Origin of the sequence: Synechococcus sp. MIT S1220 (assembly GCF_047303025.1) — a bacterium.
In the GTDB taxonomy this organism is placed as follows: domain Bacteria; phylum Cyanobacteriota; class Cyanobacteriia; order PCC-6307; family Cyanobiaceae; genus Parasynechococcus.
In genome coordinates, this window is record NZ_CP138939.1 from 2,457,254 (window position 1) to 2,481,092 (window position 23,839).

At 54.4% G+C, this 23,839-nt stretch carries 24 protein-coding genes and 1 pseudogene; 13 read left to right on the forward strand and 12 right to left on the reverse strand.

Translation table 11 applies throughout. From position 1 onward, the window contains the following. Positions 1 to 193 precede the first annotated feature (193 nt). From SIB64_RS12330 to SIB64_RS12350, 5 genes are all read left to right on the forward strand, one after another. A complete protein-coding gene (locus tag SIB64_RS12330) occupies positions 194 to 442 on the forward strand; it encodes a hypothetical protein (protein ID WP_413440490.1) in 249 nt (82 codons plus the stop codon). Positions 443 to 513: 71 nt separating this feature from the next. Next, on the forward strand, positions 514 to 765 hold the full coding sequence (locus tag SIB64_RS12335) for a hypothetical protein (RefSeq protein WP_413440491.1): 252 nt from the start codon (positions 514 to 516) through the stop codon (positions 763 to 765). A 69-nt stretch (positions 766 to 834) separates the two neighbouring features. After that, positions 835 to 1,206, forward strand: a complete 372-nt coding sequence (locus tag SIB64_RS12340; protein WP_413440492.1) for a hypothetical protein — start codon at positions 835 to 837, stop codon at positions 1,204 to 1,206. A 605-nt stretch (positions 1,207 to 1,811) separates the two neighbouring features. Next, positions 1,812 to 2,105, forward strand: a complete 294-nt coding sequence (locus SIB64_RS12345; RefSeq protein ID WP_413440493.1) for a hypothetical protein — start codon at positions 1,812 to 1,814, stop codon at positions 2,103 to 2,105. Positions 2,106 to 3,154: 1,049 nt separating this feature from the next. After that, entirely contained in the window at positions 3,155 to 3,511 is a 357-nt protein-coding gene (locus SIB64_RS12350; RefSeq protein WP_413440494.1) for a hypothetical protein, read from the forward strand. Between the two features lie 274 nt (positions 3,512 to 3,785). On the opposite strand, the pseudogene SIB64_RS12355 reads toward SIB64_RS12350, so the two are convergent. The 3 genes and pseudogenes from SIB64_RS12355 to SIB64_RS12365 all read right to left on the reverse strand — a co-directional run. Then, positions 3,786 to 4,265: pseudogene (locus SIB64_RS12355) on the reverse strand (family 10 glycosylhydrolase); the annotation flags it as partial. A gap of 12 nt (positions 4,266 to 4,277) precedes the next feature. Further along, complete coding sequence (locus SIB64_RS12360; RefSeq protein ID WP_413440495.1) at positions 4,278 to 4,424, reverse strand: hypothetical protein; 147 nt, start codon at positions 4,422 to 4,424, stop codon at positions 4,278 to 4,280. A gap of 6 nt (positions 4,425 to 4,430) precedes the next feature. Further along, positions 4,431 to 4,694, reverse strand: a complete 264-nt coding sequence (locus SIB64_RS12365; protein WP_413443016.1) for a family 10 glycosylhydrolase — start codon at positions 4,692 to 4,694, stop codon at positions 4,431 to 4,433. A gap of 594 nt (positions 4,695 to 5,288) precedes the next feature. Between SIB64_RS12365 and SIB64_RS12370 the strand changes: the two genes are divergently transcribed. Continuing rightward, positions 5,289 to 6,959 carry a GspE/PulE family protein gene (locus tag SIB64_RS12370; protein ID WP_413440496.1) on the forward strand — a complete coding sequence of 557 codons (1,671 nt, stop codon included), beginning with the start codon at positions 5,289 to 5,291 and terminating at the stop codon, positions 6,957 to 6,959. Here the strand turns inward: SIB64_RS12370 and SIB64_RS12375 are convergent. Beyond that, positions 6,956 to 7,951, reverse strand: a complete 996-nt coding sequence (locus tag SIB64_RS12375) for a ribose-phosphate pyrophosphokinase (protein WP_413440497.1) — start codon at positions 7,949 to 7,951, stop codon at positions 6,956 to 6,958. The two genes, SIB64_RS12370 and SIB64_RS12375, sit on opposite strands and share 4 nt — an antisense overlap. Positions 7,952 to 8,007: 56 nt before the next feature. On the opposite strand from SIB64_RS12375, the gene SIB64_RS12380 reads away from it, so the two are divergent. Further along, positions 8,008 to 8,541 carry a hypothetical protein gene (locus tag SIB64_RS12380; RefSeq protein ID WP_413440498.1) on the forward strand — a complete coding sequence of 178 codons (534 nt, stop codon included), beginning with the start codon at positions 8,008 to 8,010 and terminating at the stop codon, positions 8,539 to 8,541. Here the strand turns inward: SIB64_RS12380 and SIB64_RS12385 are convergent. Further along, positions 8,498 to 9,541 (reverse strand): LCP family protein, encoded by a 1,044-nt coding sequence (locus tag SIB64_RS12385; RefSeq protein ID WP_413440499.1) that lies wholly within the window; start codon positions 9,539 to 9,541, stop codon positions 8,498 to 8,500. The two genes, SIB64_RS12380 and SIB64_RS12385, sit on opposite strands and share 44 nt — an antisense overlap. Here SIB64_RS12385 and SIB64_RS12390 point away from each other — a divergent pair. Both SIB64_RS12390 and malQ read left to right on the forward strand, forming a co-directional pair. Further along, positions 9,540 to 10,568, forward strand: a complete 1,029-nt coding sequence (locus SIB64_RS12390; RefSeq protein WP_413440500.1) for an NAD(P)-dependent oxidoreductase — start codon at positions 9,540 to 9,542, stop codon at positions 10,566 to 10,568. The two genes, SIB64_RS12385 and SIB64_RS12390, sit on opposite strands and share 2 nt — an antisense overlap. Before the next feature lie 32 nt (positions 10,569 to 10,600). After that, complete coding sequence (gene malQ / locus SIB64_RS12395) at positions 10,601 to 12,199, forward strand: 4-alpha-glucanotransferase (RefSeq protein ID WP_413440501.1); 1,599 nt, start codon at positions 10,601 to 10,603, stop codon at positions 12,197 to 12,199. On the opposite strand, the gene SIB64_RS12400 is transcribed toward malQ, so the two are convergent. The 6 genes from SIB64_RS12400 to SIB64_RS12425 all read right to left on the reverse strand — a co-directional run bounded on the left by SIB64_RS12400 (position 12,085) and on the right by SIB64_RS12425 (position 17,335). Then, the gene (locus SIB64_RS12400) at positions 12,085 to 13,116 is read right to left on the reverse strand and encodes a helix-turn-helix domain-containing protein (protein WP_413440502.1); all 1,032 of its coding nucleotides are present in this window, start codon (positions 13,114 to 13,116) and stop codon (positions 12,085 to 12,087) included. The two genes, malQ and SIB64_RS12400, sit on opposite strands and share 115 nt — an antisense overlap. After that, on the reverse strand, positions 13,056 to 13,808 hold the full coding sequence (locus tag SIB64_RS12405; RefSeq protein ID WP_413440503.1) for a pseudouridine synthase: 753 nt from the start codon (positions 13,806 to 13,808) through the stop codon (positions 13,056 to 13,058). Before SIB64_RS12405 ends, SIB64_RS12400 begins: the two co-directional genes overlap by 61 nt. After that, positions 13,805 to 14,947 (reverse strand): sensor histidine kinase, encoded by a 1,143-nt coding sequence (locus tag SIB64_RS12410; RefSeq protein ID WP_413440504.1) that lies wholly within the window; start codon positions 14,945 to 14,947, stop codon positions 13,805 to 13,807. Before SIB64_RS12410 ends, SIB64_RS12405 begins: the two co-directional genes overlap by 4 nt. 4 nt (positions 14,948 to 14,951) lie before the next feature. After that, positions 14,952 to 15,674, reverse strand: a complete 723-nt coding sequence (locus tag SIB64_RS12415; protein ID WP_413440505.1) for a response regulator transcription factor — start codon at positions 15,672 to 15,674, stop codon at positions 14,952 to 14,954. Positions 15,675 to 15,743: 69 nt separating this feature from the next. Further along, positions 15,744 to 16,163 carry a hypothetical protein gene (locus SIB64_RS12420; RefSeq protein WP_413440506.1) on the reverse strand — a complete coding sequence of 140 codons (420 nt, stop codon included), beginning with the start codon at positions 16,161 to 16,163 and terminating at the stop codon, positions 15,744 to 15,746. Between the two features lie 41 nt (positions 16,164 to 16,204). Further along, positions 16,205 to 17,335 (reverse strand): ABC transporter substrate-binding protein, encoded by a 1,131-nt coding sequence (locus tag SIB64_RS12425; RefSeq protein ID WP_413440507.1) that lies wholly within the window; start codon positions 17,333 to 17,335, stop codon positions 16,205 to 16,207. Here SIB64_RS12425 and SIB64_RS12430 point away from each other — a divergent pair. Continuing rightward, the gene (locus SIB64_RS12430) at positions 17,324 to 18,640 is read left to right on the forward strand and encodes a hypothetical protein (RefSeq protein ID WP_413440508.1); all 1,317 of its coding nucleotides are present in this window, start codon (positions 17,324 to 17,326) and stop codon (positions 18,638 to 18,640) included. The two genes, SIB64_RS12425 and SIB64_RS12430, sit on opposite strands and share 12 nt — an antisense overlap. A gap of 2 nt (positions 18,641 to 18,642) precedes the next feature. Continuing rightward, on the forward strand, positions 18,643 to 19,281 hold the full coding sequence (locus tag SIB64_RS12435) for a septal ring lytic transglycosylase RlpA family protein (RefSeq protein WP_413440509.1): 639 nt from the start codon (positions 18,643 to 18,645) through the stop codon (positions 19,279 to 19,281). A gap of 250 nt (positions 19,282 to 19,531) precedes the next feature. Here SIB64_RS12435 and SIB64_RS12440 read toward each other — a convergent pair whose 3' ends face one another. After that, on the reverse strand, positions 19,532 to 21,181 hold the full coding sequence (locus tag SIB64_RS12440) for an ABC1 kinase family protein (protein WP_413440510.1): 1,650 nt from the start codon (positions 21,179 to 21,181) through the stop codon (positions 19,532 to 19,534). 436 nt (positions 21,182 to 21,617) lie between these two features. On the opposite strand from SIB64_RS12440, the gene SIB64_RS12445 reads away from it, so the two are divergent. Both SIB64_RS12445 and SIB64_RS12450 read left to right on the forward strand, forming a co-directional pair. Further along, positions 21,618 to 21,905, forward strand: a complete 288-nt coding sequence (locus SIB64_RS12445; RefSeq protein ID WP_413440511.1) for a calcium-binding protein — start codon at positions 21,618 to 21,620, stop codon at positions 21,903 to 21,905. 454 nt (positions 21,906 to 22,359) lie between these two features. Further along, the gene (locus SIB64_RS12450) at positions 22,360 to 23,796 is read left to right on the forward strand and encodes an aminotransferase class I/II-fold pyridoxal phosphate-dependent enzyme (protein ID WP_413440513.1); all 1,437 of its coding nucleotides are present in this window, start codon (positions 22,360 to 22,362) and stop codon (positions 23,794 to 23,796) included. Positions 23,797 to 23,839: the final 43 nt, after the last annotated feature.

Below are 23,839 nucleotides of genomic sequence, written 5' to 3' on the forward strand. Positions count from 1 at the left end.
GGCAATAAATCCTTAACATGACGCCACACGCATTTCTTAAGGAAATTAACGCGAAACTGGATAAGATACGGATAATAGGCTTTAAGCCATTTGCGACTGATTAGACAAAATATTAGCCAATAAAGCTTTCTTCGTGACAAAACTCTATCATGAGAGAAAAGAGATGAAGAGGTAGTCACCTCACCACCAAACCATGGCAAGTTTTGATGATCTGGCAAATGTACTATCAGGCAATGACGCTGAAAAGCAAGCAACAATAAAGAAAACTGCCAAAGATGATCATAACTCTGAACAAGCAATTCGCAAAGTTTGGGGTAATCCTGAAGCGAAGATTGACAGAACAGAAAGATTTCACGATGAAAGAGTGATGTGTGTTGAGTTTATTGGCAACTATGCAACCTCAATGGCAGCACTCTCTGCCTTTTGGTTCAAAGTTAATTAGGATAAATCAGCAGCAAAAGAGGTGTTCGATATATTGTAATCAAAGAAGAATTAGATTCACTTCAGAGTCAGATGAATGTTGAAGCGGATTCAATGATTGATACACTCTACGCTCTTGCGATGTTGGTGTGCAATAAGATGATCAAAAACCAACAGATTCTGCTAGAGAAGTGGAGAAAGAATAGAAACCCATTCAACCTTAGTGAAACTATAGAGCAAGTAAATATTTGTCAGCAAATTATTCGAGACTTCCAATCAATCAGTCGTGAGATTAAGATGACAAGACAAGAACTTCTCGAAGAACCTGAATCATGGTTTTCCTGATGGCGATACTACTCACCTGGTCCTAACGATCCCAATAAGGGAGATGATGTTGACGACATCCTGGAGAGGATGGGCGTTGACAATGAAAGCGTTGAAACAAGAGATGCTAGTGATAATGCTTGCGGGTTATTAACCACTCTCACTAACACTCTGTGGAAGAAGGGTCTCTGGGTTCTCGTTATTCTGTGGATCTTTGGAAGTTGCTTGCCCGACGATCCAAAACCATCAACCATTGCATCCTCTTCTTCCACGGATGAGATGAAACCAACACCACCCAAACCAAAACCAAAACCTCCAAAAGCATCTGCTCCACCAAAACCCGCACTCAAACCAACTCCGCCTGCACTTGCTCGTCGTCCTATAACCAATCCTGATCCACCAGCACCAGTAGTTGCTCCACCCCTGTTACTTTTCAGTCTTACAAAACACCAGGCAAGTTAGAAACCTTCGGGTATAAGAACAACACAAGAACTAATGTCAACGGACATAGGGTTGTGGATGTGAATTTCTCCGATGGATACGACGCCTCTTATGTTTTCTGGAGAACTGGCGCGGTTGAGATTTTCAGCAAAGACGGACAAGGCAAATTGGATATGACACCAGGAACCTGGGAAAGTAATACTGAAGGTCAGGTCGTGATTACATCCAAAACTGTATCTGTCACTACCTTCTCTGGATTAAATGTTCCCTCAAGCTAATGAAACTTCTTATCGCAGCACTTCTTTCGACTTCTTCATTATTGATCGCTACGCCTGCTGAAGCGCAATGCAGACGGGAATGGAATGAATGGTGCTTAGCAGGATGTTCTCAAAATGATGAATGTCTTCTTGTTAAATTCATCTCAAGCAATTATCCCTATGTCACATATTGGGTAAAAGATCCTTTTGGATAGCAAAAGCAGCAAGCGGATTGTCAGCAATTTAAATCGAGGATAGTTTATGATAGTGGGAACAAAGGTGCTTGGAGGGATGCGATACCTGGGACGCTCGGAGAAAGTCACATAGAAACAGCATGTGGTATGTGATAGTTCTAATGAAACGAGTGGAATGACTGACACTAATCAATCTCATGGTTATGAGGAATTTGACCAGCAGTGGAAGGATTGTGAGAAATTATGGACAGAAATAATTGCTGACAATAAATTCGGCGATGTAGAAACCCTTGCAATTTTGCAACAATATATCCACCACTTCGGTGTGCTGTGGCAATCATTGAACCAACATCCGAAGTTTGCTGCTCGTGGCAGAAGGAGTTCAGTGTCCTTCATCATCACTCCAAAAGGTTCGCAGGGAATCTATTTCACCAAGACAAATAGAATCCTTATCCCTTTGAGGGCGTGACTAAATATTGTCATAGTTGTGGTGGGTTTCTTAGATTTCTCCTATCGCAACAAAGGAAGCAGGTTTTACCTTTTCCCTGCTTCCTCAACTACTTCTGCTTGACTCCATCAGACACGATTTTCCAATCTCGTGTCTATTTTTGTGCCACATCTCTCTAATGGGGGGTTGCAGTGAAGGATATAGAGGTGAATAATCAGAGAGGTAATTCTCCTATCTTTCTATGAGACGCTTCCTCAGAGAGTTCGCAATGCCTCTTGCCATTGCTTTCCTTGGACTTTGTATTCTATTCCAACCAATGGCATCACACGCATTTCCAGACACTATCGAGGTGGATGCTGGTGATGGTTGGCGTAGATTCTTTGGCAATAATAGTTATATTGAGAGGGCAATTGAATCAGTTGCTGATAGCTGCAAATGATTAGATAAAGGGGTAGTTACTAAAACCCACCACTAGACTGACTTATAGTATTAGATAGAATATATGAATGAATAGTATAACAATACAAACAAAGAGAATGATATCTAATAAGAGAAGTATCATCGTATTCGTAAGGGGAAGAGTCACCTCATTCGTAGGGGAGAGAGGTAGGTGGTGAAGGAGGAGTGAGTGGGAATCCTCTGTGTCTTCCCCCTCAGTAACCCTCCACACCCCCTCTCAGTCCTCTACAGGTGCCTTGTATCCCGTCTCCACCGCCATCACATAGCGAAGCATCTGAGAGACGCTTGTTTGCCTGTCCTTCGCAACAGACTTCAAATGAGATAGAAAGCGCTTAACAATATTCCAAGCAAACTTCGTATCGTGCTTAGTTCGCTCCATCCATTCAATTGGTTTGTCACCTCTACGAGGAGAATCCTTTCCTAATGATTGCCATGCCATTGAGTTTGCCTCCAATGTATATACATACGCATATACATATACCTATGCATAGGTATTTAGAAAATGGAGGCGTTGTATTCAATAAATGATTGAATTTATGGGTGAATGCGTGTGGTAATGAGTGAGAATGTTAGGTAATGCGTATAGTAGTAGCAGTCCTGGCATGATTCTGATGAAGAATCAACTCTTCTGTGAAAACCAACGCACACTGAAGCAAACTGGAACCGGTGGGTTCACTCCTGTGATGCGTCTCTCTCTCCTCTCCCTGGTTCCGATCGTCGTTGCCAGTTTCTCCTCTGCAGCAGTTGCTCAGAAGTCTCACCACTATTCAATGTCTGTTGATGAGTGGAGGGATTTATTCAGCAGACAACCAACAATGGTTGAAGGAGCGTGCGAAAAGGGGAGAGAATACAACGGCATCAATAAGTCTTACTTTTGGGTTCTTGAACAGGCGATTCCTTACAATGGTGCTGCTTCGTTTTATGTGCTTTCTGAAGAGATTCTCAAGGTCTGCCCTGATGTCTGGTGAGGGGTTCTGCGTTGTTTTGTGACGAACCCAGAGATTCTTTCTGGTTCCACTCCCCCATCACTCTTTCACTGAAGGATTCTTTGGTTCCACTCCTCTGATTGGGTGAGGTATCTAATCAGTTTCCCCCCTCCCTATCTCATAACCCCTTCTGCGAGACACCCCTCAATGAGATAATATCAATCTGACAACACTTAACTAAAGAACCCAGTCGTTGCAGGGCATCCTGGCGAATCTTGCGACGCTTAGGTTTGACATGTATCCCCCATAACCCCTCCTAATAAAAAAAGATCACGCCATGACCACGCTCCCGTGTAAGGCGAATCTTCTCCCTGAGAACCGGTATTGTCGTGGTGCGTTTCCCAAAACCAGCAAGGATTCCAATCTGTGTAGGAATACGCCATTCACGCGCTTTGCGCAGAGCCGGTTGATCAAGATCACAAGTAAATCCTTTCACTGAATAGGCATAGTTTTGGACCACAAGCTCATCAATCAACTCAACCATCGCCCATAGCTCCCAATCCTGCAACCACAGGTTGTAGGCCTGACGGAACGGACCCGGTGACAGACTGATTCGAACTGGCAGCTGCTCCGCTGCCAAGGTGGTTCGTAACTCGCGTAAGAGACTTGTTAAGTGCTTGCGCCGCCAGGTCATCCAATTGCGATCGGTGTGATTTCTTGGCGGCGGTGTACCGAACTGTCGTCCATATAACTCTTGTGTATACGTGTCAGAGCCAAATTTCACAGGCCAGGCGAAGTGATCATCAAGCTACAGTCCATACATCGAACAGCGCTTGAGGGTTTCGACAACCAATCCGATCAACCGATTCCGCACAGCGGGATGGGCAGGATTAAGCCAAGCCATGCGGTGGTTCCCATGCATCTTCATCCAACGCTGACCATTGGATTGCGCCAAAACCCATTAAGGAGTGCGCTGAACAACCTCTGAATCAGAGGGCTCCATCAAGTCGTATTCATCAAACCAAGGCATCACCTTGATTCCACGTTTCAGGCCTTCTTCAGCAATCGCGCAAATCGGGTCCAGATCAAGTCCGGCTTTTTTGAGCTGTGGCTCAACTGGCGCATAGAAACTGACATGAAACGTGGTACCGCTGCTCCAGACGCTCGGCAGAACACGGTCAAATCCAGCTCTCTGCAGCTCTTGCATCGCCGCACGAATCTTCAGCTTGCTGTACTACAGCTTGCTCGGACTATTCGTAAGCCAAACCCCCATGGTTTGACGTGTCTTAAGCAAAGAGTCCAGTCGAGTCTGGGCCCGTAATGGAAGTATCATTCCCAGGCAACAAGTTGAAATAAGGCTGGAACATGCGCAGTTCCATAAAAACTTTGTGAGGCGTAAAGTAGCCGCATATTAATCCTTCTGATCATAGCCGAGAATGCACTACATCACTTCATTCCTTGCATTACAAAACGATCTTATTTAATCAAGAACGAATTGATCAAGGGCAAGCCCATCGCAAGCATCCATCATGGGGGATCGGGCATTCAAGATTAAAAACAATCCAGCCGCCTTTCAATGAAATCTCAATCACTGCCCATACTTAGCCCAAGAGGATTTTGATCTTGATGTACGCAATTCTTCTAAACTACCAACCAAATACCAACTGGCCTCTTAAACAATGAACCACCACAGCTCAATATTCCAAAAAATAAAATAGCTGAGCATTTAAATTGCCAGAGGCCGAAAGGATGGTTGCGAAAGACTTTCGAATTGACAAGGGAACCAACAACAGCTATCAAGGGAGAAACGACTGCATCAATGCTTGAACAAGGCAATTACTCTTATGCCACTATTCGAGAACTTGTTGACGAATATTTTTCTTTGCAGTGGTGCCGTGAAAATATTGTCGTACCACTTGGCATTGATTTCAACAAAAATATTGGCACAGAGAAGTTAACAGTTGCGATCGGCAACCTTGCATTTCTGGCCACGATTGGAGATTTCATTAAATATCGTGCAGAGGCAGGGGGCTTGGAGTGTCAGTTTATTGAATTAGCACCAAATACAATTGAAGATATTCTCGATCATGCAGCGAGAGAAAAGCGGATCCGAAATAACAATCCTTTTGGAGACCACATCGCCAAGAATGATGATTCAAAACAAATTGACGATGATGCGACTGGTCTAAATTTTTTTGACCATGACGATTTCCAATTTGACGACATTGAATCTGATCAGTTGGCTGATATCCTTCCGATTGATCTTTCCTCAGATCCATCCGAAAGCAAGGTTGAACATTCAGCGAAAAAAATACTAATTTACATGCATCATTCTGGGACGTCTGATCTTGTTATTGAGCCCGGCGTCGACGAATACAGACTCCGCACACGACACGACGGCTTGATGCAACATCCAATCAGCATGAGCCACGCCGCTGGCTTTCACGTGATCGCATGTATTAAAAAAATGGCAACCATGGATCATCTAGACCAGTTTTCTTTCCAAAAAGGAACGATTAATTGCACCCATGAAGGCCATAGGATGACCTTGCTTTGCTCAACGATTGGCGCAAAAAAAGGCGAGATTATTATAGTTAAAAAAATCCGAATAGCATCTAAAAAATTAACTCTTAATTCGTTGATTACAAACAATCAAATCTGCAATGATTTTCGATCAATGATCAACCAGGGTAATGGCGTCATTATGATCGCAGGCCCGAGAGGCGCCGGAAAATCAACAACTCTGGCGGCAGTTCTGCAAGATATTGATTCCGACGAACGACGCACTGTTACAGCAGAGGATCCGATCACTTACGATCTTGGCGGCCACATCCAACAAGTCTCTATCGATCGCTCAAAAGGACAGACTTATGCAGAATTGCTATCTCACTTTGTAGAACAGGATGCAGATACTATTTTTATTGGTGAAGCTGTAGATCCAGACACTGCTGCATCCTGTCTGGCTGCAGCTGAGAAAGGCCATCTGATCTTTACGACGCTGCACACCAGCAATGCAGCATGCGCCATCAAACGTTTAATCGATATGAAAATTCCGAGCCACAAAATTAATGCATCATTGCGTGGCGTTCTAGCGCAACAACTTCTGCGTAAAGTCTGCCCTGAATGCAGCTCAGAGCGTCCCATTAATGAACAAGAAGCACAGTTAACAACACTTCCTACTGGGACCATTGTGCGGTTTGCCAGAGCCCTGAATCGAGAAGAACAACAACAACGCAAAGACAGCGGCACACTCTGCGCGCTTTGTCATGGTCGGGGTTATCACGGACGCATTGCAGCCTATGAATTTCTTCAAATCAATCCATCGATGATGGAGGTTATTAATGCCAGTAAATCCACAATTAAAATCCAGGAAGAAGCCATCAAAAATGGAATGACAACATTGAGAAGTCATTCCAGTGAACTCATTCGACAGAAACTCACCACAATCTCTGAATTCACAAGAATCTATGGGGCTCAAATTTACAACTAACGGAACATGGAGCTCACTGAACTTTCCTCGTGAATGCGCCAGATCGCCTCTCCCAACATTCTGGCAACGGAGAGAACCTGCAGCTGGGCGAAGGTGCGGTCTTGTGGAATTGGGATGCTGTTGGTGACAACAACCTGTTCGAACAAACCCTCGGCTGATAAGCGTTCGGATGCCGGTGGTGAGAACACGGGATGGGTGGCACAGGCCAGGACGCGCTTGGCGCCCTGTTGACGCAGCAGACGCGCACCAGCGCAGATCGTGCCGCCGGTATCGATCATGTCGTCAATCAGAATCGCGGTCCGTCCTGCTACATCACCGATCACGGTCAGGCTCTCGGCCATGTTGTGGCCTGTTCGCCGCTTATCAATGATCGCCAGCGGAGCATCATGCATTTGCTTCGCGAAGGCACGGGCACGTGCCACACCGCCCACGTCGGGGGACACCACAACGATGTCACCGAGATTCTGCGTCGAGAGATAGTCCACCAGCACCGGTGATCCATAAATGTGATCACAGGGAATGTCGAAATAGCCCTGGATCTGAGCGGAATGCAGATCCATGGCCAAAACCCTGTCCACGCCCGACTTCACCAGCAGATTGGCCGTCAGCTTGGCTGTGATCGACTCGCGTCCAGCTGTCTTGCGATCTGCCCGGGCGTAACCGTAGTAAGGCACCACAGCGGTGATCTGGCGGGCAGAGGCCCGTCGGCAAGCATCCACCATGATCAACAACTCCATCAGGTGGTCGTTGACCGGAGCACAGGTGGGTTGGATCAGAAACACATCACAGCCCCTGATCGATTCCTGAATCTGGACGTAAAGCTCACCATCGGCGAACCGCTTGCAGACCCGTGGACCATCGGGAACCCCGAGATAGGTCGCGATTTCACGAGCCAGCCCAGGGTTTGAAGTACCGCTGAACAACCGCAGTCGGCGGGTATCAGGAGTGATCTTCTCCTGCTCAATGCGGGCTGCGGTCAGGAAGCTGGTCACGGCGCCCGCGGGACAAGTTCTGCTGTAATCCGATGGTAGTGGTGAGCTGGGGGGCCATGTCCACAGATTGTGTGGTGCTTGTGGGAGCAGGACCGTTGCCTGAGTTGCAAATGCGACGCAGCGCCGAAGCACTGGCGACGGGCGGAAAGCGCGCTCTGATCAGCCATGCCGCCGGCGAATCACCCCATGACGTCCTCCGGAACGTGGCGAATCAGCACGTGATCCTGCGTCTGAGTGGAGATGCAGCACGCTGGCACCCGCAAGCGGGCAGCTGGCTCGAGGCCCTGGCTGATTGGAACTGCCCCGTCCTTTTTCTGGTTGGTGGAGACGCCGATGGGGGGATACCCGGAACAGCGGCGTCGTACATCGCCCTTAGCCAAAAGCTTCGTGTTCCCCTGATTGGCATTGCCCAGGTGGATGGGGCCTGGGATACGACAGCACGACGACAGGACCAGCTTCCCTGGTGCGGATGGATTCCAGCAGCGAATCACCCAAGACATGACGATGGACGCACCGCCCTTGCGGATGTCATCCGCAGCGGTCGTCTTACGGCTTCTTCGGCCAGAGCGGCAAAGCCTGGCCAGGCTTGAGTTGGCGCAGTGGCTGGTTCTTAAGCTTTGGAGCCAGACGCAACTGGCTGAATTCCAGCGGAGGGGGACTGGCAATCACAGCCGCGGCCAGGCTGAGCATCTCTCCGGTGCTCAGGTTCGTCTCAAGCTGACCGCTCACTTCATCGAGCAGTCCGCGCATGCTGATGATGCCGCTGGGAGCCTGCATCTGCTCAACCACGGCTCGAATCAAAATCTGCTGACGCCTGCGGCGGTTGACGTCATCGCCACTGCCTTTGAGGTAACGAACGAGTTGCTCTGCCTGGGCTCCGTTCAGGCTCTGGCGGCCAGCCTGAAGGTCAACGCTGTAGCCCTGGCTCTTGTCACTGCCTTGATAGGTCTGATTCAGGATCACATCAACCTCTCCGAGGTTGTTGACCACGGTTCGCAGGGACTGGCGCGGCATCACCACATAACGCTGCAAAGACTGCTCGGGCAAACCGAGGATGTCCCGGATGGCATCGGCCATCAGTGCCACACCTCCAGTACGCCAGAGACCGCCCAAGGCCATCGGTGAATCACCTCCAGGCAACTTCACGGCCAGTTCCGTCGGCAACTGCAGGATCTGCAGTGGCTGGGACGCATCAATCCGGATCAACAACAGAGCATCCGCATTGGCAGGCCCCCTGGGTGCCGCCTGATTGCTGGGATCGCGAAGGTTGTCGGCATCTGCACCAATCAGCAGCAGCGTGATCGAGCCCTCTGGGTACAACGCCAGGCTGGAAGGGTCACTCACGCTCGGAGCAGCACCCTTGGCGACCCGATCCGGCTCAGGCCAGAGACTGCTCAGCAACCAACCCGTTGCCCCCACACTCAGCGCAAGAACAACAATGCGCAGCACAGCACGGAGCGGCGAACGGCCCAACCACCGGTTTAAACGCCCTTGATCGGAAGCGGTCATCGTCCGTGAGCACCGAAGCGCCGCCCAGTTTCGCTCAAGAGGCTCCTCCTTAGCTTGTGAAACCCACGTCTCAAATTCCATGACACTGCGCCATGACTTCCGCAGCCGTCCACCGGAACAGGTGCGCGTGGTGGTCTTCGGTGCAACCGGCTACATCGGCCGTTTCGTGGTGAAGGAATTGGTCCAGAGGGGCTACCAGGTGGTGGCGTTCAGCCGGGAGCGCAGTGGGGTAGGCGGTCGGGACAACCACGAGCAAGTCAGCGCAAGCCTGGCTGGAGCAGAGGTCCGCATCGGTGACGTCACCGATCCACAATCACTCGCTGCAGAGGCCTTCGATCAACCCACAGATGTTGTGGTGTCCTGTCTGGCCTCACGCAGCGGAGGCCGGCGAGATTCCTGGGCGATCGATCATGAAGCCACCCTGAACACCTACCGGGAGGGACGCAAAGCCGGCGTTGCCCATTACGTGCTGCTCTCTGCAATCTGCGTGCAGAAACCACAGCTTGAGTTTCAGAAAGCCAAGCTCGCGTTTGAGGCGGCTCTGAAGGACGACGCGGAGATGACCCACTCGATCGTCCGTCCGACAGCATTTTTCAAGAGCTTGGCGGGGCAGGTGGAGATCTGCAGGAAAGGCGGTCCCTACGTGATGTTCGATGGCGGAACCCTGGCCAGCTGCAAACCGATCAGCGAAGCCGACTTGGCCCGGTTCATGGCGGACTGCATCCATGACCAGACCAAGATCAATCAGGTGTTGCCCATCGGTGGGCCCGGCCAGGCCCTCAGCGCCCGTGAGCAGGGCGAGATGCTGTTCCGGGCCCTGGGACGCAAACCATTTCTTCTGTCCGTACCGATTGGACTGATGGATGCTCCGATCGCGCTGATCGAAGGCCTTGGTCAGCTGTTTCCCGGACTGCAGGACAAGGCTGAATTCGGACGAATCGGTCGGTATTACGCCAGCGAATCGATGCTCGTCTGGGATGACGACGCCCAGCGCTACGACGCCGATGCCACTCCCTCCTATGGGGAGGACACCCTTGAACAGTTTTTCGAGCGCGTGGTGCGGGACGGAATGGCTGGGCAGGAACTGGGGGATGCGGCGTTGTTCTGAACAGGCCATCCTGAAAAAGAATCAACAACCTGATGGATCAGCAGACGCCGCCACGGGCACGCACCAGCGGGGTGCTGGTCCATCCCACCGCTTTTCCCGGCAGTCCGGTTTGTGGAAGCTTCGGTGAGCCAAGTCGGCGCTGGTTGCACCTGCTTGCCGAGCACGGCATCGGTGTGTGGCAGCTCCTCCCCCTGGCCCCGCCTGATCACACCGGATCGCCCTACAGCTCCCCTTCCTGCTTTGCCTTGAACCCCTGGTTCCTGGATGCCGATGATCTGTGCAACGAGGGATTCATCACAAGGGAGGCCGCGGCCTCTCTCCCCGGAGCAGCTGCACCGCCTGAGGGGGGTGAAAGCCTCGATTTCGAACTGGCGACCCAACGCAGCCATGCCATGGCCGCTGCCCTACTGGTGGCATGGCCGGAACAGGACAACACACGACAAGAGGAGTTTGAGCAGTGGTGCCAGCAGCAGCGTTGGCTCGAGGATCACGTGTTCTTCGTGGTGCTCCATCAGCAATTCGGCGATGCCTGGTGGACCTGGCCGAATGACCTGGCCCGTCATCGCCCTGGACACCTGCGGCAATGGGCAAGCGACCATGGCGATGCGCTGCTGCAAGAGCGTTTGGTGCAGTGGCATCTCGACAGGCAGTGGCAGGCGATCCGGCGGTTGGCGAACGACCTCGGTGTACTGCTGTTCGGGGATGTGCCGTTCTATGTGAGTGCGGACAGTGCGGACGTCTGGAGTCACCGCTCGTTGTTCACGATTGAGGCCGATGGTCGACTCGTGACCCAGAGTGGTGTTCCGCCGGATTACTTCTCCGAGACCGGTCAGCTCTGGGGCTCTCCGGTCTATCGATGGGGACGCCACAGGCTGACGCAATTCCGCTGGTGGCGGCATCGGATCGGACGGCAGCTGGCGCTCGTGGATCTGTTGCGCCTCGATCATTTCCGGGCCCTGGCTGGCTTCTGGGCCGTCCCTGGGAGCGATCAGACAGCGGAAAACGGTCGCTGGGAGCCGTCACCGGGCCGATCTCTCCTGCACAAGCTTCGCCAGGACTGCGGTGGGGCGCTGCCGCTCATCGCGGAAGACCTCGGGGTGATCACCCCGGATGTGGAAGCACTGCGCGACGACTTCGAGTTGCCGGGAATGAAAGTGCTGCAATTCGCCTTCGATGGCATCCCAGACAACCCTTACCTGCCCGAAAACATCGTTGGAACCCGCTGGGTTGTCTACACCGGGACCCACGACAACCCCACCACGCTGGGCTGGTGGCAGAACCTCGATCACGACAGCCGATCCCGCATCCTTGCGAGGGATCGGCGCAGCGAGGATGCACCGGCATGGACCCTGTTCGACATGGCTTTCGCCACAAGCGCCGGGTTGGTTGTGGCACCGCTTCAGGATCTTCTACATCTGGACGATCAGGCGCGCTTCAACACACCGGGCACCAATACCGGGAACTGGATCTGGCGTCTTCCGTCCTTTGACGCCCATTTGATGGGGGCATTGAAGGGCTACGGCGAACGCGGCGCCGTCTGGGGACGCACCCTTGCAGGATCCGCCGGTCTCCGCGGAACAACCGGTTCACGCGAAACAGCCGGTTCACGCGAAACAGCCTCGATGCGATAAGTCCCCTTGCCGACCGCCTCCGGCTTTTGGGCATCGCCATTCCAGAGCACCTGATCGGTCGGAGCCAAAGGCGGTTCAATGCTGAGCAGCACCGGAGGCAACAGCTGGAGCGTCAATTCCCCAGCACCGCCTTTGAGGTTGATCCGATCCCCCCCTCGACTGGACACCACGAGTTGACGGGGCTCACTCAACTTGATCTGGAGCAGCCCGATCTGAGCCGGAAGGTCACCCTCAAGCCACTCGATCGGGCGGCGTTCCGCAGCCTGCTCCAGAGGCCGCAAACCCTGAACAACGGATTGACCACGGATCGATACGCTTTTCGATGTACCTCCCGATGCACCTTGCCGGGTGAGCTGTGCCAGATCAGCTCGTACCGGCTCCAGGGCCAAGCTGTTGCGTTGTGCCAGATCCTGCTGCTGACGGTTCAAGGCAAGGAGGCTGACCGCGATAACCAGCACATACACCAACGTGCCCTGCCAGGTAGTGAAAACGTCGATGCTCCCTGGAGTGAAGCGACGCAATCTCCCCGCACCATTCTGACGGGCCGCTGCCCGAGGGGGCAACACTGGATCCAGGCACCCAGGCGTCAGATCAAGACGCCGTTCAAGCTGCGGCAGCATGGATGCCAGATAGGCACGCTCGGGCAAACGGTCCTTCCAGCCTCGCTCCAACGCTTCAATCACCGGGGTGGTGATCCGGGTTTCATTGGCCAGATCGCGAAGCGTGAGACCCATCGCTTCGCGACGGCTTCGCATCAAAGCCCCCAAATCGCTGGTGCTCTGCACCGCAGAAGTCTCAGGATCTGAATCGAGTCGATCGTCGAGGCGAGAACGCCGCCACCAGGGCCGGGGAAGCTTCAGTCGCATGGTCTTGGCGGCTTGGAGCGGGACGCGCCGCCAACGAGCAGTGGCTCCCATTGTCTCTTGGGGAGCTCTCGCCAACAGCCCTCTTCCAAATCACCAAGCTGCACATGGGCAATGGCCGTGCGCTGCAGATCCAGGACGGGATGCCCCAGGGATTGGGCCACCCGACGAATCTGGCGGTTGCGCCCCTCCTGGAGCACCACCTCCAGAACACTGCTTGCGCCCTCTTGCGCGAGCCTCCTGACCGTGGCGGGACGGGTCAGCCGCCCATCAAGGAAGATCCCCCGTCGCCACTGCTCCAGAACCGACGCATGGGGTCGACCACGCACCCGGACGCGGTACGTCTTTTCATGGTCGTAGCGGGGGTGGGTCAACGCCAGGGTGAGTGCTCCGGCATCGGTGAGCAGCAGGGCCCCACGACTGTCGGCATCAAGCCGCCCCACAGGATGCAACCCCTGCCGATGGGCCCGAGGCAGCAGCTGCAGCACGGTGGTGCGCCCCTGGGGATCGTGACAACTACTGATCACACCAATCGGTTTGTTCAATAGCAGCACGCGGCGCTGGGCCGGAAGCGCCAGCTGACGGCCATCCACCTGAATGATCTGGCTGTCGGGGTCCGCCTGATCACCCAACTGAGCCGGCGAACCATCAACGGTGACCCTGCCGTCGAGAAGCCACTGTTCGGCGTGTCGACGTGAGCACAACCCAGCTGACGCGATCAGCTTCTGCAATCGCTGACGGGTCATGGAATCGGCATGCTTTTGGGGAGCAGCAACTCAACGCAGGTTCCGCCACCGGGGTGGTTGCGCGCCTCAACCCTGCCTCCATGATTCACGGCGATCTGTTGAACGATGGCCAGACCGAGACCACTGCCACTGCGGGCGGATCGGGCCCGGGACGGATCGCCGCGATAGAAGCGGTTGAACATATTGCCAAGGTCTGACTCGCTCAGCCCCTGACCATGGTCGCGGATGGACAGCATCCACCAGCCACCACTGGGGCGAATGACGACCTCGACGACAGCTCCATCGGGGGAGTAGCGAAGTGCATTGTCGAGAAGGTTGAGCACAGCCCGATGCAGTCGGGGACGGTCCCCCATCAAGGGGCCTGGTTCGGACTCGTCGAACCGCAACTCCACCTGGCGTGTCTCTGCAAGGGGGCGAATACTGCTCCAGGCGCCTTCGACAAGGTCGGAAAGGGAGAGGGCCGAATAGGTCCCACTGGCCTGAGGAAGACTGTTTTCAAGCCTTGAGAGCTCGAGGAGATCCTCCACCATCAGCTGCAGACGGCGCAGCTCTCGCTGAAGACGCTGAACCAAAACAGCATCCCCATCGTCAACAGCCAGCTCCAACCGATCGCTGACCAGCATCAGAGCTGTGAGTGGTGTTTTCAGTTCGTGGGCCACATCGCTCACCCAGCGCTCCTGCTGTTGCTGCTGGGCCTCCAGGGACTGACGGCTCTGAACCAGCACGAGCAACCACTCATCAGATCCAGGCAACACCAACGCCTCCAGGGGCTCACCGCGTTGATCCCACTCACTGCGGAGGGGGCGCTGTTGGTAACGCGTGCTGGTGATCACCTCATCGAGCTGAGGAATCGCCAGCACTTGCTGAATCGGCAGTCCACGAACGAGGAGATTGCGCGAAATGCTCAGCAGCCGCTCCGCCCTGGCATTGATGTAGGCGATGGTGAGATCCGGCGCCAGAATCAACCACCCCTGGGTGGCATCATCAATCCAGGCGAGGAGTTGAGGTGTGTTGATGGCGCCGGCTGAAAACTTTGGCGACCCAGGGCTAGGCGACGATCGTTTCGCCCTTTGGCGCTGAACGGCCAGGGTGAGCACCACACCCAGAACCAAGCCCAAAACAGTGGAGGAGAGAGTCAAACGCTCAGCCGAAGCGGTAGCCGAAACCCCGCACCGTTCGAATTAATTCAGGCGCTGAAGGTTGCACCTCTATCTTCTCGCGTAACCAGCGGATATGCACATCCACTGTTTTTGAGTCTCCCATGAAATCAATTCCCCAGATCTTCTCAAGTATCTGATCGCGGCTCCAAACCTGCTTTGGTTTCGTGATAAACAGCTCAAGAATCTTGTACTCCTTTGGCGAAAGATTCAGATCATTTCCATCACGAGTGACTCGACATTCGTTAATGAACAAGCAGAGATTCGCGTAGGAGTAGGTTGCCTGGACCGGATCATCAGTCCGCTGACGTGCACGGCGGAGGAGGGCTCTACAGCGGGCCACGAGTTCCCGCAGACCAAACGGCTTGACCAGGTAATCGTCCGCCCCTACCTCAAGGCCAAGCACGCGATCGGTTTCGCTGTCCCTGGCACTGATCACCAGGATTGGTGTGTTGTTGTTGAAGCGCCGCAGCTCTCGACAGAGATCAAGCCCCCCCAGACCTGGGAGCATCAGATCCAGGACAAGCAAGTCAACAGGCTGGCGAGGCTCCTCCATGAGCAAACCCAGCGCTTCGGATCCATCAGCACAGGTGAGCACATCAAAGCCCTCAAGACGAAGCGCCTCTCCGACGGTTTCGCGAATGCTTTCGTCATCTTCAACGACCAGAAGCCTGCTTGTCGCAACTGGACCGACAGGGCGCTCGGACAACAGAGAAAAGGAAAGGTTGCTCCAGTCTGGCCCGCCATCTCGAGTCAGTCAGGAAGCAGCGAACTTTGATCAAAAAAACTCGTCGAAGTTGTCGAAATCAACCGCCTTGAAATTCCCCTGCTCCACTTGCTGCATCAAGCGCTCGAGTTGCACCCAAAGAGCACCGCCGGTCAGCAGCGATAGGACCAGTGCCACCAGAAGCGCTGCACCAGCAGCGAAACCGAAGATCTGCAGGCAACAGCCAATAAACAGTGTCACCCCGATCAAAATTCCTGAGTAGCTGATGGTGATTTCCGGCGTCCCCAGGGGCAGCAAGGGCAGACGGTCCTGTTTCCAGCCATCGAGCTTCAACTGAACCAAACGGGAGAACGTGAGGCCGCAGAGAACTCCCATGAGCAGCCCGAGACCTGCCAACAGATAAGGGGGCTGGGCTATTACAGCCATCTGAAGCAGCATCTCGAACTGCTCAGCCGTCATCTCGTCGGGCATTCAGACCATGAATGTTGAGCCGCGACATTAGCGATGTTGGATCAAGGTTCCCAACTCTGTGAACCCAGGAAGGTGAGCTCCACAAAATCGCTGGCCTGATGATCGCTGCGATCCATCTGCAGCGTGAACCCTCCGACATCCAAATTCCGAATGGATTCCAACGCACCAATGAGGGATTGACGCGTTGGATTCGCACCGGCCCGCTCCAGGCCCTCAGTGATCAACTTGGCGGCGAGGAACCCCTCAAGGCTTGTGAAACCAAAGCTGGGGTCATCGGCATGACTGCGCATGAGCCTCTGATAGTCCGCAACCACTGGAATCCAACGGTTCCAAGGGAACGGCACAACCTGCGCAACACCGATCCCATTCGATTCCCCCGCTGGCATCGCCTGCTGCAAAGCCTTGGTGCCGACGAAGGACACATTCATGATCTGAGCCCAACTTCCCTTCTCCCGCAGAGCCGATGCCAATGCCGCAGAGCTGACGTAAGTGGAGACGACGATCACGCCATTGGGCTCAGCTGCCATTAATTGCCGTACGGCTTCAGACACCTGGTTGGAATTGCGTTGCACCGTGGCTGTAGCCACCGGTTTCAACCCATGGGATTGAAGCGCCGCCAGTGCGCCATTAAGACCATCTTGGCCGAAGGCGTCGTCCTGGTAAACCACGGCGATGCGGTGGTGGGCATCCCTCACCAACTCATCGACCATCGCCGCAATCTCCTTGCGGTAACTGGCCCGAAGGTTGAAAACCATCCGCAACTCGGGTTGACGGAGCAAGCTGGCGCCCGTCATCGGAGCAATCAAAGGAACATCCGAAGCCTCGATCATCGGCAACACCACCTTTGTTGTCGGCGTCCCCACGTAACCGAACAAGGCCAGAAGGTCGGGGCGTTGAAGCAGGGTCTCGGTGTTGCGCAGCGTCTTTTCCGGCTCGTACTGATCGTCAAGACTGACCAAACGAATATGGCGGCCATGGACACCACCTTTTCGGTTGACCTCTTCGAACCAAGCCATGGCTCCCCGCTGATAGTCAAGCCCCAACTGGGCGGACGGCCCGGTGAGCGGCAGAGACTGTCCCAAAACCAACTCAGCTTGATCAGCTGCGACAAGGCCTGAGGACGGCTCTGGACGAATGGCTGCCGCTGAAACGCGCCCAGAGTGCGGCGTCACGACTCGAAGCATCAGCACAGCGGTGCAGGCAAGCAGAGCACCCGTGGCCAAAGTGAAGCCAGTGCATGTCCGCTGATGGCCCCGAGGAAACAGAAGCACTGGAACATCCTTGCCGTCGTTTCAATTCTGCTCGCCGCTCTGCTGGCTGTCTCAGGGATCAACCAGCTGGATGTTGGGCGGGTACCGAGTCGTGACGCACTGCGCCTCGCCTCCTCCTCCCGAGCTCTGACCACCGATACGACTCGATTGCCGAGCGACGGCTGGAGCCCGTTGCGCGGCCAGAAGCTCACGGATCGAGAAACGGTCACGGATCAGCAGGCCCTCGAGCAGGCGAATTACCACGTACAGGTGGGGGTCTATGCCACCAGCACCTACGACCTTGATCTAAGTATCCCGAGCTTCTCATCCAACGGCTACGTGTGGATGCGCTGGGGGGAGGCACTGCAGCAGTACCTGGACGAACAGGACCAGACCATCCATGAAGGCGTCACTCTTGTGAACAGCCTGCTCTCGGATGCCGATCCGGTGCTAACGCCGCTGTCGAAGGCCCCGCTCAAGGAAAAGAACGGCTCCTACTACCAGCTGTTCACGTACGTGGGTCGGTTTTACATCGACAAAGCGTATTTTCGCCACTTCCCTTTCGTGACCGTAAGCCTGCCGTTAGTGCTCGAAATGGAGGATGTGAACGGCCAACTGGATTACCCCAACTTCCGCTTTGAACCGGACACCCAGAACAGTGGAATGGGATTGTTTGCCGAGATCATCGGCTGGTTGAACAGGGGCTGGTCAATCGCCGAGTATCGACACAACTACGCCACCAATTTCGGCTTGGGCGGTAGCGCCGATGGCTACAGCCTGATCGTCTACGACATTTCCTTTGGCACCTCATCCTGGTCCGCCTTCTGGAGGTTGATGCTTCCGCTCCTAGTGGTGATGGCGATGGTGCTGCTGGTGTTCAAGGTTCGCGCTGATGAGCAGGATGCCAGGGCTGGGATCCCGGTCACCGTGCTGCTCACCCTGGTGTTCCTGCAGCAGACGTATCGGGAGGAACTTCCCGACCTTCCTTACCTCACCTTCCTTGATCAGGTGTATGTGGTGGCCTATATGGTGACCTTGCTTGCCTTTGTGCTGGTGATCTTCATCGGACGTCGTTACGGTGAAATCGACGAAATGCCTGAGGGACCTCAAAAAGAGATCAAGCAGAATCAACTACAACGGCTTGATGAAATCTGGCCCTTAACGATGGTGATTTTCAGCTCGATCAGCATCCTGGCTTGCTGGTTCACCCAACCCACAGTGAGCTGAACTTGACCAGTGAGCTGAACTTGACCGGTGAGCTGAACTTGACCGGTGAGCTGAACTTGAGCGATGACGGAGTTCTTTCATGGCTGGACGGAACCGCTTCAATGTTTTCAGGCGGTGCATGGCGATTGAGACACCCAACGATGAAACTCCTTCTGCTCATGCTGCTTGCTGGCGAAGCAGCACTGGCGCAACAAGCGGAACAACTTGTATCTCCAGGGCTGAACCAACCCAATCATCGCGCTGCTGAACATCCACTGGCGATGGAGGAGGTACCACGATTGCTGCCACTGCCGCCGCCGCTGGTACCGCTACCGGTTGAGCCGACCCGAACGGAGCCACCAGGCTCGATTCAAGTGGTGCATGGGGCAGCGAGCTGGTATGGGCCTGGCTTCTACGGACGGAGTACCGCTAATGGTGAACGACTGCAGAAAGGAAGCCTCACCGCCGCCCACCGCACACTTCCCTTCAACACCTTGGTTCGTGTTACGAATCTGGCCAATAATCGGTCCGTGGTGGTGAGAATTAATGATCGTGGACCGTTCAAGCACCACCGAGTAATCGATCTTGCCCATGGAGCAGCCCACGAACTGCAGATGATGCAGGCAGGAGAAGTTCCCGTAAAACTAGAAATCCTGAAGTAAACGCTACTTCATCCAGAGGATACATTTGCAACATAACATCTCCAAGAACTAAATTCTAAAAGAATTAGCTTTTAATCTTGTACGAAAACAAGATCACAACCATGTCCAAGGAAGTTAAACAGACGTGGAGTTTCGATGATCAGAGTTGACACGATAAAAGAAAGATTGAGCAGATAAACAGAGGTTCAATATTCCATTAAAAAGTTGACTATTTTTCTTTTAACATTCATTCAATTTTGAGCACATCTGTTCAAACAGCTGCAAGCGGATTCAGCTGCTGGAGCAGGCCACCCGCCATTCGAGCCGGACCAAAAGTGCGGGCAATCAAACCGGCAAGAGCACGGGCATCGTCGGTGTGAAGACGGTTGTCACGAATCAAGGTCAGGAGCAGTCGGCGACGCAGATCGGCACCATCACGACTGAACAGCAAGCGCAAACCGGCACCGGCAACAGGAATCAAATCCTTGCCAGGGGTCGGCGCATCTTGACCAACAACCTGCAACAGGCTTTCAAGGCGATCGATGCGCAGACGACCGTTGCTATCAAAAATCACCTCCAGCAACTTGTCACGCATCTCGCGGGTGTCGCCGGCTAGAAGTCGTCGTGCGACGTAGGGGTAGGCAACGGCAATGATCCGGAATTGCGGATCAAGACGCAAAGCCAGGCCCTCCTGGCTGACGACAGCACGGATGATCAGAGCGAAGCGTGCCGGCACGCGAAAGGGGTAATCGAACATCAGCTCTGAAAACCGATCCGTGATCGCCTTGAAATTGAATGACCCCACCGAATCGCCGAGACTTCCCCCCAGCACTTCTTCCAGAGCAGGGACGATCGGATCAAGCTTTGCCGTTGGGCTGAGAAAACCAAGATCTTGGAAATCCTCGGCAAGAGCAACAAAATCCTTGTTGATCAGATGCACGACCGCACCTGTCAAGGTCAGACGATCGTGGTCGCTGATCGAATCCATCATGCCGAAATCGACATAGCCGATATGACCGAGATCTCCACTGCGTCCGTTGCGAGCAAACAGGTTGCCTGGATGGGGGTCGGCGTGGAAATAACCGAATTCAAGAAGTTGCTGCAGACCGCTGATCACACCTGTTCGGATTAGCGCCGTGGGATCGAGATGCTGGGCTTCGAGCTCTGAAGCATCACGCATCTTGGATCCTTCCACCCAGGCGGTCGTCAACACCCGCCGCGAGCTCAGCATCCGTTCAACGCGAGGAATATAAACGGCAGGATTGTCTGCGAAAAGAACAGCGAAACGCTCAGCATTATTGGCTTCAAGTTCGTAATCAATCTCCTCAAACAGACTGCGTCCAAACTCATCGATAATGCCGCCAAGACCAAAACCAAGATTGAGTGGGAGCAGTGGCGCCGTGAGGGTTCCCAGCAGCCGAATCAGAACCAGATCGCGGCGGAGAATGAAGCTCAGACCAGGCCGCTGCACCTTGACGGCAACCCAGGCCTGACCCTGCAGGCGTGCTTTATAAACCTGGCCAAGGCTGGCCGCGGCAACAGGCCGATCGGGAAACTCCTCGAAAAGCTGATCGGCAGGGGCGCCGAGCTCGTCCTCGATGCGTTGCAGTGCGATGGAGTGGTCGAAGGCAGGCAGGTCGTCCTGCAGTCGCGTCAGCTCCTCAAGCCAGTCGCGTCGCACGAGATCCGGCCGGGTTGACAGGGCCTGTCCGAGCTTGATGAAACAAGGACCGAGATTCGTCAAGGTATTGAGAATCCGCCGAGCCAGACCCTTCTGAACATCCGGATTCGAACTGGACCCCTGGAGAAGCAGAACAAAAACGAGCCCCCCAAGCGACCACAACACGTGGACCAGTCGCGGAATAGCGATCCACGGGCGTAGGAGCAACCACAGGAGATCGCGACCGGGGTCGTAACGCATCAAGAGGCTGAATTTGATCCCAGACTTTAAGGAAAACTGCAGGGGATGATGCGCCTAGTGACTGACACTTTTTCAAATGTTTTAAGACGACTGAAGTCAAACAACTGGCCATGAGATCGAACAACATCCAGGTATTGCCGAATCTGAGGCTTTGTGCTTGAAACTGGCGAGCAACTAACAGAACAGGCAAGAACGATCGATGCGCCAAACCAGGAACAGCTTTTAGACCGATCACGTTTCACCTCAACAACCCTCAGTGATTTGGGTCGGCACCCCCTTCCAAAGGGAAACCATCTGGTTTAACCACGGCCAAAAGGACTTCATCCAGGTCACCAACAAGAGCAACAATGAATTAGTTGGAGACGATGGTGACGACTTTTGACATAGGTCAAGTCAATTCAAGGATGACCTGAATGGAGGTTCTGACGATCACACGGTGTTTGACGATCACACGGTGTTTGGCGATCACACGGTGTTTGGCGATCACACGGTGTTTGACGATCACACGGTGTTTGGCGATGGAGGAAACGACAAACTGATCGGCGATATCGGTGATGATCGAATGCTTGGCGGGCCAGGCCAAGACCGGATCAGTGGAGCAGAAGGTGATGACAACCTTCAAGGTGGAGACGGAAACGATCTACTCCTAGCGGGGCATGGATCAAACATGCACTTCGGCGATGCAGGTTCTGATCGCTTCGGCCTGATGAAACAACATAATTAGAATATAATGAGTGATTTTAATCCCAGAGAAGGCGATTAACTTCGGATTCGTCAAAAATATTTTAACGCTGTTGAAATATTTTTGACTGGCAGAGGCAACAATAGAAAAGCACAATTCTGACTCAAATCAAAATAAGGACTCACCGGCATCCAAGCAAAAACCAATACGACCACTGACGAAATCATGGGAGCAATTGAACTGATTTGAAACACAGAAAAACACCGAAAGCAGACAAAATACACTTCTAAGTTTTGCACTAAGCAATCAACGCCATGCTGATCGATCGATGTTCAGCAAGGAACAAATCTGACCCTCACGGCACAGGGAACGCCCCTAAGCCAGGGGGGCATCGAGAACACAACCCTGCAGGACGACAGTTACGAGGCGATGACGTTGCTCCATAGGAACAGACTGTCGCCTCGGTAGTTTCTGATCAGAGACACTCTCGGTTGCGATGGGGCTGCTGTCATCCCTGCAGCAGGACGTAGGACGATGTCTGTTCCTTCCCGCCCACGGCCGCGGTGCAGCGCTTCCCAACTCCTTTCGACGCCTTCTTCAGAGAAGGGCTGGGTATTGGGATCTGCCGGAACTCCCACACATCGGGGGGCCTCTTGAGAGCGAAGGCGCTGTAGCGGAAGCGCAGCAGCAGGCAGCTGAACAAGTTGGGGCACAGCGTGCCTGGTTCGGTGTCAACGGTGCCACAGGCCTGTTGCAAGCCGCTCTTCTGGCCATCACACGACCGGGCCAAGCGGTGCTGATGCCCCGCAATGCTCACCGCAGCTTGCTCCAGGCCTGCCTGCTTGGTGAGCTCACCCCTGTGCTGTTCGATCTGCCATTTCTGAACGATCGAGGCCAAGCGGCTCCTTTAGATGCGGAGTGGCTGATCAATGTGCTGGGCGCACTGCCCCTGCCAACCAAAGCCATCGCCGCTGCCGTGTTGGTCCACCCCACGTATCAGGGATATGCAGGCGATCTCAAACCGCTGATCCATTTGCTGCATAACGAGGGATGGCCTGTGCTGGTCGACGAGGCGCACGGCAGCCATTTCCTGACGGATGTGGATCCGTTGCTGCCGCGTTCCGCCCTGCATAGCGGCGCGGATCTGGTGGTGCACTCCCTCCAGAAATCCGCAGCAGGCCTCGCCCAAACCGCCGTCCTCTGGCAGCAGGGTGATCGGGTGGATCCCACTCGGGTGGAACGCAGCATTGGCTGGCTGCAAACCACAAGTCCAAGCGCACTGCTGCTGGCATCCTGCGTTTCCGCCCTGAATGAATGGCAGCAGCCGCAGGGCCGGCGCCGACTGAAATGCCGGCTCGATGACGCCAGGCACCTCACCAAGCGCCTGCGTCGCTCAGGACTGCCCCTTCTCAGCAATCAGGACCCGCTGAGGTTGGTTCTGCACACCGGAGCGATCGGGATCAGCGGGCTTGACGCTGATGCATGGTGGATGCCACGTGGGCTGATCGCTGAGTTACCGGAACCCGCCACCGTGACCTTCTGTCTGGGCCTTGCGAAGCATCGTGGCCTGGAACAGCGGTTGCGCAAAGCCTGGACATCCCTGCGTTCCGCCCATCCGGATCGGGGCGCCCAGGCAGCGTTCGAGCCGGCACCGCTGCCCCTGGTGGGGATGCCAGACAGGTCCCTGGCCATGGCCTGGCGTGCAGAGGGTGAAACCGTACCTCTGGATGCTGCGGAGGGTCGGATCGCCGCTGAGCTGGTCTGCCCTTATCCCCCAGGTATCCCCCTTCTGGTTCCGGGCGAACGGCTCGACCGGCAGCGTCTCGAATGGCTGCGACGGCAGCGCATCCTTTGGGGAGATCAACTACCAGAGCGGATCCGAGTGGTTCGTGCCTCAGAACCCGCCCATGAACCAGTTGCGGGACATGGGTGACCCATGGGTGAACTGTGAACTGAAGCGATCAGATCGCCATGGA